The sequence below is a fragment of the Paraburkholderia sp. J12 genome (assembly GCF_905220215.1).
GTDB lineage: Bacteria > Pseudomonadota > Gammaproteobacteria > Burkholderiales > Burkholderiaceae > Paraburkholderia.
Map to the genome: position 1 here is coordinate 670249 of NZ_CAJMZC010000002.1, position 13378 is coordinate 683626.

The 13378-nt window shown below is 68.0% G+C and carries 7 protein-coding genes; 2 read left to right on the forward strand and 5 right to left on the reverse strand.

Translation table 11 applies throughout. The annotated features are described in order from the left end of the window. The first annotated feature begins 11 nt into the window (after positions 1–11). Both putA and U5760_RS08060 read left to right on the forward strand, forming a co-directional pair. Entirely contained in the window at positions 12–4007 is a 3996-nt protein-coding gene (gene putA / locus U5760_RS08055) for a trifunctional transcriptional regulator/proline dehydrogenase/L-glutamate gamma-semialdehyde dehydrogenase (RefSeq protein WP_322010875.1), read from the forward strand. A gap of 99 nt (positions 4008–4106) precedes the next feature. After that, on the forward strand, positions 4107–5255 hold the full coding sequence (locus tag U5760_RS08060) for a branched-chain amino acid ABC transporter substrate-binding protein (RefSeq protein ID WP_322010877.1): 1149 nt from the start codon (positions 4107–4109) through the stop codon (positions 5253–5255). A 130-nt stretch (positions 5256–5385) separates the two neighbouring features. On the opposite strand, the gene U5760_RS08065 is transcribed toward U5760_RS08060, so the two are convergent. The 5 genes from U5760_RS08065 to gcvH form a co-directional block, all read right to left on the reverse strand. Next, positions 5386–7092, reverse strand: coding sequence for a thiamine pyrophosphate-binding protein (locus tag U5760_RS08065; protein WP_322010879.1), 1707 nt, complete (start codon positions 7090–7092; stop codon positions 5386–5388). Between the two features lie 62 nt (positions 7093–7154). Next, on the reverse strand, positions 7155–8543 hold the full coding sequence (locus U5760_RS08070) for an L-serine ammonia-lyase (RefSeq protein WP_322010880.1): 1389 nt from the start codon (positions 8541–8543) through the stop codon (positions 7155–7157). 80 nt (positions 8544–8623) lie between these two features. Further along, on the reverse strand, positions 8624–9826 hold the full coding sequence (locus tag U5760_RS08075; RefSeq protein WP_415914059.1) for an alginate lyase family protein: 1203 nt from the start codon (positions 9824–9826) through the stop codon (positions 8624–8626). Between the two features lie 134 nt (positions 9827–9960). Beyond that, positions 9961–12930 (reverse strand): aminomethyl-transferring glycine dehydrogenase, encoded by a 2970-nt coding sequence (gcvP, locus tag U5760_RS08080; RefSeq protein ID WP_322010881.1) that lies wholly within the window; start codon positions 12928–12930, stop codon positions 9961–9963. Between the two features lie 64 nt (positions 12931–12994). After that, positions 12995–13375: a glycine cleavage system protein GcvH gene (gene gcvH, locus U5760_RS08085; RefSeq protein ID WP_322010882.1), complete on the reverse strand. Its 381-nt coding sequence runs from the start codon at positions 13373–13375 to the stop codon at positions 12995–12997. Positions 13376–13378 lie beyond the last annotated feature (3 nt).

Sequence of the window (13378 nt, forward strand, 5' to 3'; positions counted from 1 at the left end):
ACGAAGGAAACATGGCTAGCACCACCCTCGGCGTCAAGGTTGACGACCTCCTCCGCTCCCGGCTGAAAGACGCCGCCACGCGCCTCGAGCGCACGCCGCACTGGCTCATCAAGCAGGCCATCTTCGCCTACCTGGAAAAGATCGAACATGGCCAGTTGCCCGCCGAACTGTCGGGCCACGTCGGTGCTACCGATCTGGCCGACGGCGCCACCGTCGATGCCGAGGACGAAGCGGCGTCGCACCCCTTCCTCGAATTCGCGCAGAACGTGCAACCGCAGTCGGTGCTGCGCGCGGCGATTACGGCGGCGTATCGCCGTCCCGAGCCGGAGTGCGTGCCGTTCCTGATCGGCGAAGCGCGCCTGCCCGCCAACCTCACGGGCGACGTGACGAAGCTCGCCACGCGTCTGGTCGAAACGCTGCGCGCGAAGCGCACGGGCGGCGGCGTGGAAGGGCTGATCCACGAGTTCTCGCTGTCGAGCCAGGAAGGCGTGGCGCTGATGTGCCTCGCCGAAGCGCTGCTGCGCATTCCCGATCGCGCCACGCGCGACGCGCTCATCCGCGACAAGATCAGCAAGGGCGACTGGAAATCGCACGTGGGCCACGCGCCGTCGCTTTTCGTGAACGCGGCCACCTGGGGTCTCATGATCACCGGCAAGCTCGTCACCACGAACAGCGAGACGGGGCTTTCGTCGGCGCTCACGCGCATGATCGGCAAGGGCGGCGAGCCGCTGATCCGCAAGGGCGTGGACATGGCCATGCGCCTGATGGGCGAGCAGTTCGTCACGGGTGAAAACATTTCCGAAGCGCTCGCGAACAGCCGCAAGTTCGAAGCGCGCGGCTTCCGCTACTCGTACGACATGCTCGGCGAGGCGGCCACGACCGAAGCCGACGCGCAGCGCTACTACGCGTCGTACGAACAGGCCATCCATGCGATCGGCAAGGCCGCGGGCGGCCGCGGCATCTACGAAGGCCCGGGCATCTCGATCAAGCTCTCGGCGCTGCATGCGCGTTATTCGCGCGCGCAGCAGGAACGCACGATGAGCGAGCTGCTGCCGCGCGTGCGCTCGCTCGCGATCCTCGCGCGCCGCTACGACATCGGCCTCAATATCGACGCCGAAGAAGCCGACCGCCTCGAACTTTCGCTCGACCTGCTCGAAGCGCTCTGTTTCGATCCCGAGCTGCAAGGCTGGAACGGTATCGGCTTCGTGGTGCAGGCGTACCAGAAGCGCTGCCCGTTCGTGATCGACTACATCGTCGATCTCGCGCGCCGCAGCCGTCACCGCATCATGGTGCGCCTCGTGAAGGGCGCCTACTGGGATTCCGAAATCAAGCGCGCCCAGGTGGACGGCCTCGAAGGCTATCCGGTCTATACGCGCAAGATCTACACCGACGTCTCGTACCTCGCCTGCGCGAAGAAGCTGCTGGGCGCGCCCGACGCCGTCTATCCGCAGTTCGCCACGCACAACGCGTACACGCTTTCGGCGATCTACCACCTCGCGGGTCAGAACTACTATCCTGGCCAGTACGAGTTCCAGTGCCTGCACGGCATGGGCGAGCCGCTCTACGAAGAGGTCACGGGTCCGCTCTCGGCCGGCAAGCTCAACCGTCCGTGCCGCGTCTATGCGCCGGTCGGCACGCATGAAACGCTGCTCGCGTACCTCGTGCGCCGCCTGCTGGAAAACGGGGCGAACACCTCGTTCGTGAACCGCATCGCCGACGAAAGCATTCCGGTGAGCGAGCTGGTCACGAATCCCGTGGACGATGCCGCGAAGGTCGTGCCGCCGGGCGCGCCGCACACGAAGATTCCCCTGCCGCGCGATTTGTACGGCAGCGAGCGCCTCAACTCGATGGGCCTCGATCTGTCGAACGAGCATCGCCTCGCGTCGCTCTCGTCGGCGCTGCTCGCGAGCGCGCATCACCACTGGCGCGCGGCGCCGATGCTCGAAGACAACGAGATCGCCGTGGGCGACGCGCGCGAAGTGCGCAACCCCGCCGATCACCGCGACCTCGTGGGCACCGTGGTCGAAGCGAGCGCCGAGCACGTGAGCGCCGCGCTCGCGCACGCGGTGGCCGCCGCGCCGATCTGGCAGGCCACGCCCGTGGAAGCGCGCGCCGACTGCCTCGCCCGCGCCGCCGACCTGCTCGAAGCGCAGATGCATACGCTCATGGGCCTGATCGTGCGCGAAGCCGGCAAGTCGCTGCCGAACGCGGTGGCGGAGATTCGCGAGGCCGTCGATTTCCTGCGCTACTACTCCACGCAGATCCGCGACGAGTTCTCGAACGACACGCATCGCCCGCTCGGCCCGGTGGTCTGCATCAGCCCGTGGAACTTCCCGCTCGCGATCTTCATGGGTCAGGTGGCCGCGGCGCTGGCCGCCGGCAACACGGTGCTCGCGAAGCCCGCGGAGCAGACGCCGCTGATCGCCGCCCAGGCCGTGCGCATCCTGCGCGAAGCCGGCGTGCCGGCCGGTGCCGTGCAACTGCTGCCCGGCGACGGCGAAACCGTGGGCGCGGCCCTCGTCGGCGACACGCGCACCCGCGCCGTGATGTTCACGGGCTCGACCGAAGTCGCGCGCCTCATCAACAAGAAGCTCGCGGAGCGCCTCGACTCCGAAGGCCGCCCGATCCCGCTGATCGCCGAAACCGGCGGCCAGAACGCGATGATCGTCGATTCGTCGGCGCTCGCGGAGCAGGTGGTGGCCGACGTGCTGCAAAGCGCGTTCGACTCGGCCGGCCAGCGCTGCTCGGCGCTGCGCGTGCTGTGCCTGCAGGACGACGTGGCCGAGCGCACGCTCGAAATGCTCACCGGGGCGATGAAGGAACTGTCGATTGGCAATCCTGATCGTCTCTCGACCGATGTCGGCCCCGTGATCGACGTGGAAGCGAAACGCGGCATCGACACGCACGTCGCAGCGATGCGCGAGAAGGGCCGCAAGGTCATGCAGCTGCCGCTGCCCGACGGCTGTGCGTCAGGCACGTTCGTGCCGCCGACGCTCATCGAAGTGGAGAGCCTCGACGAACTTAAGCGCGAAGTGTTCGGCCCGGTGCTGCACGTGATCCGCTATCGCCGCAGCCAGCTCGACCGCCTGCTCGAACAGATTCGCGGCACGGGCTACGGCCTCACGCTCGGCATTCATACGCGTATCGACGAGACCATCGCGCACGTGGTCGGCCGCGCGCACGTGGGCAACATCTACGTGAACCGCAATGTGATCGGCGCCGTGGTGGGCGTGCAGCCGTTCGGCGGCGAAGGGCTTTCGGGCACGGGTCCGAAGGCCGGTGGCGCGCTCTATCTGTCGCGTCTGCTCGCGACGCGTCCGGCCGGTTTGCCGAAGTCGCTTACGGCGGCACTCGTGGTCGATGCGCCGCAAGGCGGCGCGAACGGTGCCAACAGTGCCAACGGCGCAGGCGGCGAAAATGCGGAGCGTTCGCAGTCGGCGCCGCAGTCGGCCCATTCGGCGCTCGCCGCGCTGCGCGACTGGCTGATCGCCGAGCGCGAACCCGCGCTGGCCGCCCGCTGCGAGGGCTACCTCGAATACGTGCTGGCCGGCGCCACCGCCGTGCTGCCCGGCCCCACGGGCGAGCGCAACACCTACACGCTTTCGGCGCGCGGCACGGTGCTGTGCGTGCCCTCGACGGCAACGGGCGCCCGCGCGCAACTCGCCGTGGTGCTGGCAACCGGCAACCGCGCGCTCTTCTCGGGCGCGGCAGGCGAGGCGCTCGTGCAGGCGCTGCCGGCATCGCTGAAGGCCTACGCCGCGGTGCAAAAGGGCGCCGACGCGCAATACGACGCCGTCCTCTTCGAAGGGGACAGCGACGAGCTGCTCGCCCTCGTGAAGGAAGTCGCGAAGCGCCCAGGCCCGATTGTTTCGGTGCAGGGCGTGGCGGCTCACGCGCTCGCGAACGGCGACGAAGATTACGCCCTCGAACGTCTCCTCACCGAGCGTTCGGTCAGCGTGAACACCGCCGCGGCCGGCGGCAATGCAAATCTGATGACGATCGGTTGAGCTAAGGCCATAATTCGTCCGGTCGTCTCAGGACAAAAGGAAGCGGCAAAGCCCCCGGCCCGAAGCCGCTCCATCCATACCTGGTATCAAGGAGAAGCTATGCAACACACCATGAAGCAGCTGGCAGGCGCCGCGATCGTCGCGGCCATGTCGCTGGCGGGGACCGCGCACGCGCAGCAGGCGGAGGACGTCAAGATCGGTTTCGCAGGCCCGATGACGGGCGCGCAGGCCCACTACGGCAAGGACTTCCAGAACGGCATCACGCTCGCCGTGGAAGACATCAACGCCACCAAACCGGTGATCGGCGGCAAGCCGGTGCACTTCGTGCTGGACTCGGCCGACGACCAGGCTGACCCGCGCACGGGCACGACCGTCGCGCAGAAGCTCGTCGACGACGGCATCAAGGGCATGCTCGGCCACTTCAATTCGGGCACGACGATTCCCGCTTCGCGCATCTACGCGAACGCCGGCATTCCGGAAATCGCCATGGCGACGGCGCCCGAGTACACGCAACAGGGCTTCAAGACCACGTTCCGCATGATGACCTCGGACACGCAGCAAGGTTCGGTGGCGGGCACGTTCGCAGTCAAGCAGCTCGGCATGAAGAAGATCGCCGTGGTGGACGACCGCACGGCCTACGGCCAGGGTCTCGCCGACCAGTTCTCGAAGGCCGCGAAGGCCGCCGGCGGCACGATCATCGACCGCGAGTACACGAACGACAAGGCCGTGGACTTCAAGTCGATCCTGACCAAGCTGAAGGCGCAAAACCCGGATCTGATCTACTACGGCGGCGCGGACTCGCAAGCGGCGCCGATGGTCAAGCAGATGAAGTCGCTCGGCATCAAGGCCCCGCTGATGGGCGGCGAAATGGTGCACACGCCGACCTTCCTGCAGATCGCGGGTGACGCGGCGAACGGCACGGTGGCTTCGCTCGCCGGCCTGCCGCTGGACGAAATGCCGGGTGGCAAGGACTACGTCGAGAAGTACAAGAAGCGCTTCGGCGAAGACGTCCAGACCTACTCGCCGTACGCCTACGACGGCGCGATGGCGATGTTCGCGGCGATGAAGGCGGCGAACTCGACGGATCCGGCCAAGTACCTGCCGTTCCTCGCGAAGACCAGCATGCCGGCCGTGACGACGAAGGATCTGGCGTACGACAACCAGGGCGACCTGAAGAACGGCGGCATCACGCTGTACAAGGTTGTCGACGGCAAGTGGACGACGCTGCAAAGCGTGGGCGGCAAGTAACGCGCCTCGCGGCGTGAGCGAAGGGCGGTGCACCGCCTTTCGTCCACGTGCGAAAGTCAAAAAACCCCTGCAGGAATGCGTTCCTGCAGGGGTTTTTCTTTGTGCGGGCCGTTTGCGGGCTGTTTGGGTGCTAAGCCTTCAGCGCCGCGTCGCGAATCTGCTCGAGCGTGGCGGTCGGCGTGCTCGCATTCTTCGGAATGCGAATTTCGATGAGCGCCGGGCGCCCTGCATTCAATGCGCGCTCCAGCGCGGGCAGGAATGCAGCCGTCGATTCCACCGTTTCGCCGTGCGCGCCGAACGACTGCGCAAAGGCCGCGAAATCCGGATTCGTGAGCTGCGTGCCGTGCACGCGGCCCGGATAGTGGCGCTCCTGGTGCATGCGGATCGTGCCGTAATGGCTGTTGTTCACGACGATGAACACCACCGCCAGGCCGTACTGCATGGCCGTGGCGAGCTCCTGCGACGACATCATGAAGCAGCCGTCGCCGGCGAGCGCGACCACCGTGCGCGAAGGGTAGAGCGATTTCGCCGCGATGGCCGCGGGCACGCCGTAACCCATCGCGCCGCTCGTGGGCGCAAGCTGCGAACGGAAATGGCGGTACGCGTAATGACGATGCAGCCAGGTGGCGTAGTTGCCGGCGCCGTTCGTGATGATCGCGTCGTCGGGCAGGCGCGCGCGCAGCTGCTGCATGACGTCGCCCAGTTGCACGTCGCCGGGCATGGGCCGCGGCTCGCGCCAGGCGAGATACGCGCGGTGCGCCTCTTCGGCGGCGCCGCTCCATACGGAGCTCGCCGGGGCATCGAGTGCCGCGAGCTGCGCCGCGATTTCGGGCAGGCCCGAGACGATGGGCAGATCGGCCGCATAGACGCGGCCCAGTTCTTCCGCGCCCTGGTGAACGTGGATCAACGTCTGCTTCGTCTTCGGGATGTCGAAGAGCGCATAGCCGCCCGTCGTCGCTTCGCCGAGGCGCGGGCCGAGCACGAGCAGCACGTCTGCCTCGCGGATGCGCTGCGCGAGCGCCGGATTCACGCCGAGACCCACGTCGCCCGCGTAGTTCGGGTGATCGTTGTTCAGCGTGTCCTGGAAGCGGAACGCGAGTCCGATGGGCAGGTGCCAGTTCTCGACGAAGCGTTGCAGATCGGCGCACGCCTCGGGCGTCCAGCCGTGGCCGCCTGCAATCACGAACGGCTTTTTCGCGTTCGCGAGCAGCGTGCGTAAGCGTTCCATCTGCACGGCCGAGGGCGAGGCCTGCACGCGCTGCGCGGCGGGCGCCACGACTTGCGCCTGCGCGGCGGGGAACGGTTCGCTCAGCATGTCCTCGGGCAGCGCGATCACCACCGGACCGGGCCGGCCCGAGGTCGCCACATGAAACGCGTGGCTCAGGTATTCGGGCACGCGGCGCGGGTCGTCGATCTGCGCGACCCACTTCGCCATCTGGCCGAACATGCGCCGGTAGTCGATCTCCTGGAAGGCCTCGCGGTCCATCTGTTCGCGCGCCACCTGGCCGATCAGCAGGATCATCGGCGTGGAGTCCTGGAAGGCCGTGTGCACGCCGATCGAGGCGTGCGTGGCGCCGGGGCCGCGCGTGACGAACGCGATGCCGGGCTTGCCGGTGAGCTTGCCGACCGCTTCCGCCATGTTCGCAGCGCCCGCTTCGTGACGGCACACCACCGTTTCGATGCGGTCGGTGACGTCGTGCAGCGCGTCGAGCACCGCGAGGTAGCTCTCGCCCGGCACGCAGAACACGCGCGTCACCTCGTTGGCGACGAGCGCATCGACGAGCAGGCGCGCGCCCGTGGTCGTGGTGGAAGAAGCGGAATCGTTCGGCTGCGTCATCTCGGTTATGTCTCCAGTTCTATGTACTACTTAATCAGGTAGCAGGAGCGACGCGCGCGGCGTCAGCACTCGACGATATTCACCGCGAGGCCGCCGCGCGAGGTCTCCTTGTATTTCGTCTTCATGTCGGCGCCGGTCTCGCGCATGGTCTTGATGACCGAGTCGAGCGAGACGTAATGTGCGCCGTCGCCGCGCAGCGCCATGCGCGCGGCGTTCACGGCCTTCACCGACGCCATGGCGTTGCGCTCGATGCAGGGGATCTGCACCATGCCGCCGACGGGGTCGCAGGTGAGGCCGAGGTTGTGTTCCATGCCGATTTCGGCGGCGTTCTCCACCTGCAGCGGCGTGCCGCCCAGCACGGCGGCGAGCGCGCCCGCGGCCATCGAGCAGGCCACGCCCACTTCGCCCTGGCAGCCCACTTCGGCACCCGAGATCGAGGCGTTGAGCTTGTAGAGAATGCCGATGGCGGCCGCGGTGAGCAGGAAGTCGATCACACCCTGTTCGTTCGCGCCCGGCGTGAAGCGCACGTAGTAGTGCAGCACGGCGGGGATGATGCCGGCGGCGCCGTTGGTGGGCGCCGTCACCACGCGGCCGCCCGCGGCGTTTTCCTCGTTCACGGCGATCGCGTAGAGGTTGATCCAGTCGATCATCGAGAGCGGGTCTTGCAGCGCGCGCTCGGGGTTGCCGGTGAGCGCGCGATAGAGCTGCGCGGCGCGCCGCTTCACGTTGAAGGGGCCGGGCAGCGTGCCTTCGGCCTCGGGATTGCCGATGCCGCAGCCGCGCGACACGCAGGACTGCATCACGTCCCAGATGCGCAGGAGGCCCGAGCGGATCTCTTCGTCGCTGCGCCAGACGCGCTCGTTTTCCAGCATCAGCTGCGCGATGCTCTTGCCCGTGGAGGCGCACAGGGCGAGCAGTTCGGCGCCGGTGCGAAACGGGTGCGGCAACTGCTCGGCGGCGGCCAGCACCTTCGTGTTCGGCGCGCCGGCCGTCACCACGAAGCCGCCGCCCACGGAGAGATAGGTGCTCTCGCGCAACGTTTCGCCGTTGGCGTCGAGCGCGCGCAGCTTCATGCCGTTCGGGTGCTCGGGCAGCGCCTGGCGATAGAAGGCGATGTGCTCCTTCTGCACGAACGGAATCGTGTGATGGCCGAGCAGCGCGAGCAGGCGCGAGGCGCGCACGGCTTCGAGGCGTTCGGCGATGGTGTCGGGGTCGACCGTGTCGGGCGCGTCGCCCATGAGGCCGAGCATCACGCCGCGGTCGGTGCCGTGGCCCTTGCCCGTGGCGCCGAGCGAGCCGTACAGCTCCACCTTGACCGTCGCGGTGGCGGCCAGCAGGCCGTCGCGCTCGAGTCCTTCGGCGAACATCAGCGCTGCGCGCATCGGCCCGACGGTGTGCGAGCTGGACGGCCCGATGCCGACTTTGAAGAGATCGAAAACGCTGACTGCCATGATGAGGACTGCTCCTGCTTCAAAAAACTCAACTCTGTTTCAATCGATGGCGCAAGCCGCGTGCGCGACGTCCGGCGCCGTTAGCGCGCGGGCAGCGGCAGGCACACGGCGAGCCACGCGGGCGGCGTCGGCGCGAGCTTGAGCGCGATCGGCGCATAGCGGCCGTCCAGTCGGGCGGCCAGGTGATACAGCTCGGCGGCGTTCTTCGGGTCCCAGTCGCCGGAATAACCCGGCAGGCCCGCTTCGCGCCGCCGCGCGTCGAACGGCACGCTCGAGTGCACGAACTCCTCGTGCGTCTTCTCGCCGAGCGCGTAGGGCGTGAGCCAGTCGAGCGCCCTGGCGAGCGTCGCGCCGTTGGCCGCCTTTTCGGGCAGCCAGTTGCGGTTGTGGCGGCGCGCGGCGAGCGCGGCTGTCACGAGCGGCTGCAGGTCGTAGGTCACGTAGTGCAGCGCGTCGCGCTCGCCGAAGTCGAGCGTCGAACCGTCGGGCGCGACGTTGTCGCCGATGTGCTCCACGAAGAGCCGCTGCGCCGCCGCAATCATCTTGCGGTTGTCCAGCGTGAACGCGATCATCGCGATCAGTTTGACCCGGTGGCTCTGCCAGTTGTTCGCGAACGTGCCTTTCAGCGGCCGCGGCTGCGCATCCACCTGCGCGATATAGCCGCTGCCCATGCGGTTCAGGAATGCCATGGTCGCGTTGCGCGTCTTCACGGAAAGCGCGCTCGCGGTCATGTCGTACGCGAGGATCAGGCCTTCGAAGCGCGTTTCGTCGATGGGGTTGAAGCTCGGCTGATAGGTGCTCACCCACGCGGCGAGGAAGCGGTCGACGAGCTTCAGATAGCGCTCGTCGCCCGTTGCGCGCCACGCGAGCGCGGCGTTGCGCATCAGGTCGAGTTCCTTTTCCGCCTCCACGCTCTCGTCGTAGATGCCCTCGTGCGGCAGCGTGCCTTCGGTGTGCAGCTTCGCGAGCGGATGCGGCACGTCGTTCACGTGCGCCTGCACTTCGGCCACCAGCGCTTTCACGCCCGGATCGGCGTTCGTGCGTTCGCTCGACTGCAAGGCCGGCGCCGCGCAGAAGTTCATGGCCGCGTGTGCTGCGGGCGCGGCGGCAAGCCAGGTGCAGGCCGCCGCCAGCACGGCGGCGAGCCGGGCCGGGGCCGAAGCAGTACGCAAACCGGAACGAGGGGACCGGCCAGCCGGATTGTTCGTATCGGACGAGCGCGCGCCGCCGCGCGCCTGCCGGGTCGAAGCCCGGGTTGAGACCGTTCGCACCTTCCGCGCCATGCGGGACTCCCTGATTCAAGGCTGACAGGTGTGTGATGTTAACGGTTTGCGGCGGCAAATGTGAGTGCAAGGGCCGCCGCCGGCATCGACCCCCGTGACAGGCTGGATGCAGATGGCGGCGGCCGGTGCGGCGCTCAGGCTTCGCTGGCCTCTTGCGCTGCGTCGCTGTACTCGGCAATCGGCACGCACGAGCAGAACAGGTTGCGGTCGCCATAGGCATTGTCGGCGCGGCCGACCGGCGGCCAGTACTTGCGCGCGACGAGCGAGCGCACCGGATAGGCGGCCTGTTCGCGCGAATAGGTGTGCTTCCAGTCGTCGGCGACGACCACGGCGGCCGTGTGCGGCGCATGGCGCAGCGGGTTGTCTTCCTTGTCCGCGCGGCCTTCTTCCACGGCGCGGATTTCGGCGCGGATCGCGACCATCGCGTCGATGAAGCGGTCGAGCTCTTCCTTCGATTCCGACTCGGTCGGTTCGACCATCAGCGTGCCCGGTACCGGGAAGCTCATGGTGGGCGCGTGGAAGCCGTAGTCCATCAGGCGCTTGGCCACGTCGTCCACGGTGATGCCGCTCGCGTCCTTGATGGGGCGCAGGTCGAGAATGCACTCGTGCGCGACGAGTCCGCCCGGGCCGCTGTAGAGCACCGGGAAGTGCGGCGCGAGCTTCTTCGCGACGTAGTTCGCGTTGAGGATCGCGGTTTCCGTGGCGGCCGTGAGGTTGGCCGCGCCCATCATGGCGATGTACATCCACGAGATCGGCAGGATCGAGGCCGAGCCGTAAGGCGCCGCGCTCACGGCGCCGATGCCGTGCCCCTGGTCCGCCGAGCGCTTGTAGCCCGTGGAAAGCTGGTTCGGCAGGAATTGCGCGAGGTGCGCGCCCACTGCGACCGGGCCGACGCCCGGGCCGCCGCCGCCGTGCGGAATGCAGAAGGTCTTGTGCAGGTTCAGGTGCGAGACGTCGCCGCCGAACTGGCCCGGGGCCGCGAGGCCGACCATCGCGTTCATGTTCGCGCCGTCCACGTAGACCTGGCCGCCGTGCGCATGCACGATCTCGCAGACTTCGCGCACGTTCTGCTCGAACACGCCGTGCGTGGAGGGATACGTGATCATGATCGCCGCGAGCTTCGCCGCATGCTGTTCGGCCTTGGCCTTGAGGTCGGCGAGGTCGACGTTGCCCTGCGCGTCGCAGGCCACGACCACCACCTGCATGCCGGCCATCTGCGCCGATGCGGGGTTCGTGCCGTGCGCCGAAGCGGGAATCAGGCAGACGTCGCGATGGCCTTCGCCGCGCGAGGCGTGGTAGGCCTGAATGATGAGCAGGCCCGCGTACTCGCCCTGCGAGCCCGCGTTCGGTTGCAGCGAAACGGCGGCGTAGCCGGTGGCGGCCACGAGCATCTGTTCGAGCTGATCGACCATCTCGCGATAGCCGACGGTTTGCTCGGCCGGTGCGAACGGGTGGATGCGGCCGAACTCGGGCCACGTGACCGGCAGCATTTCGGACGTGGCGTTGAGCTTCATCGTGCACGAGCCGAGCGGGATCATCGAGCGGTCGAGCGCGAGGTCCTTGTCGGAGAGGCTGCGCAGATAGCGCAGCATTTCCGTTTCCGAGTGGTGGCGATTGAACACCGGGTGCGTGAGGTACGCGCTTTCGCGCACCAGCGCAGCCGGGAACGACGCGGCGGCCTGTGCGGCGATTTCGGCGTCGAGCGCATCGACCGAAGGCGCAACGCCTGCGAACGCGGCTTGTGCGAACACGGCGAGCAGATCGGCGAGATCGGCGCGCGTGGTGGTTTCGTCGACGGAGATGCCGACGCGCGTTTCGCTCACGTGGCGCAGGTTCATGCCGCGCGCGAGCGCCGCGTCGTGCAGCGCCTGGGTGCGCGCGCCCGATTCGAACGTGAGCGTATCGAAGAAGGCTTCGTTGACGAGCGTGTAGCCCAGCTGCTTCGCGCCGGCCGCGAGAATGGCCGCGACGCGGTTCACGCGCAGGGCGATCGTCTTGAGGCCCTGCGGACCGTGATAGACCGCGTACATGCTGGCCATGATGGCGAGCAGCGCCTGCGCCGTGCAGACGTTCGAGGTGGCCTTCTCGCGGCGGATGTGCTGTTCGCGCGTTTGCAGCGCGAGGCGCAGCGCCGGGTTGCCCTGCGCGTCGACGGTCACGCCGACGAGACGGCCCGGCATCTGGCGCTTGAATTCGTCCTTCACCGCGAGGTAGGCGGCGTGCGGGCCGCCGAAGCCCATCGGCACGCCGAAGCGTTGCGAGTTGCCCACGGCCACGTCCGCGCCCCATTCGCCCGGCGGCGCGAGCACGGTGAGCGCGAGCAGGTCGGCGGCGGCGATCACCGCGCCGCCCGCCGCGTGGATGGCGGCGGCGAGTTCGCGGTAGTCGCGCACGTCGCCGTTCACGCCCGGGTACTGGAGCAGCACGCCGAAGGCGCCCGCCTGCGCGGCTTGCGCCGCGGGGCCGACCTTCACTTCGATGCCGATCGGCTTCGCGCGCGTCTTCACCACTTCGAGGGTTTGCGGCAGCACGTCGTCGGCCACGTAGAAGACGTTCGACTTCGACTTGCCCACGCGTTGCACGAGCGTCATCGCTTCGGCGGCGGCCGTGGCTTCGTCGAGCAGCGACGCGTTCGAGATCGCGAGACCCGTGAGGTCGATGATCATCTGCTGGTAGTTCAGCAGGGCTTCGAGTCGGCCCTGCGAGATTTCCGGCTGGTACGGCGTGTACGCCGTGTACCACGCCGGGTTTTCGAGCACGTTGCGCAGGATGACGGCCGGCGTGTGCGTGTCGAAGTAGCCCTGTCCGATATAGGAGCGGAACACCTGGTTCTTGTCGGCGAGCGCGCGCAGGCCCGCGAGCGCTTCGGCTTCCGTGCGCGACTGCGCGAACGGCCCGAGCGGCAGCGTTTCCTTGCGGCGGATCGCAGCCGGAATCACCGCGTCGATCAGCGCCGCGCGCGAGGCGAAGCCGAGTGCGTCGAGCATCGCCTGCTGGTCGGCCGTGTCGGGGCCGATGTGGCGGCCGGCGAAGGCTTCGTGCGTTTCGAGCGCAGCGAGGGTGAGGGAGGTGTTCATCAGACGATCCGGGTGTTCGAGCTTCATGGGCGTTCCTGCTGGCGCGGCGGCCGGGCTCGGCCGCCGCGCGGGTACGGTTTGGGCGGTGCGGTTAGGCGCCGATGGCCTTTTCGTAGGCGCCGGCGTCGATCAGGCGGTCGAGCGCAGCGCCCGCGGCCGGCTTGATCTTGAAGAGCCACGATTCATAGGGCGCGCCGTTCACCTGGTCGGGCGTATCGACGAGCGCGCTGTTCGATTCGACGATCTCGCCCGCAACCGGAGCGTAGATGTCCGAGGCGGCCTTCACCGACTCGATCACGGCAACGGCGTCGCCGGCCGAGACCGAGCGGCCCGCTTCGGGCAGCTCGAGGAAGACGATGTCGCCGAGCGCTTCCTGCGCGTGGTCCGTGATGCCGACGGTCAGCGTGCCGTCGGCTTCGGTGCGGACCCATTCGTGCGATTCGGTGTATTTCAGATCGGCCGGGATGCTCATAGG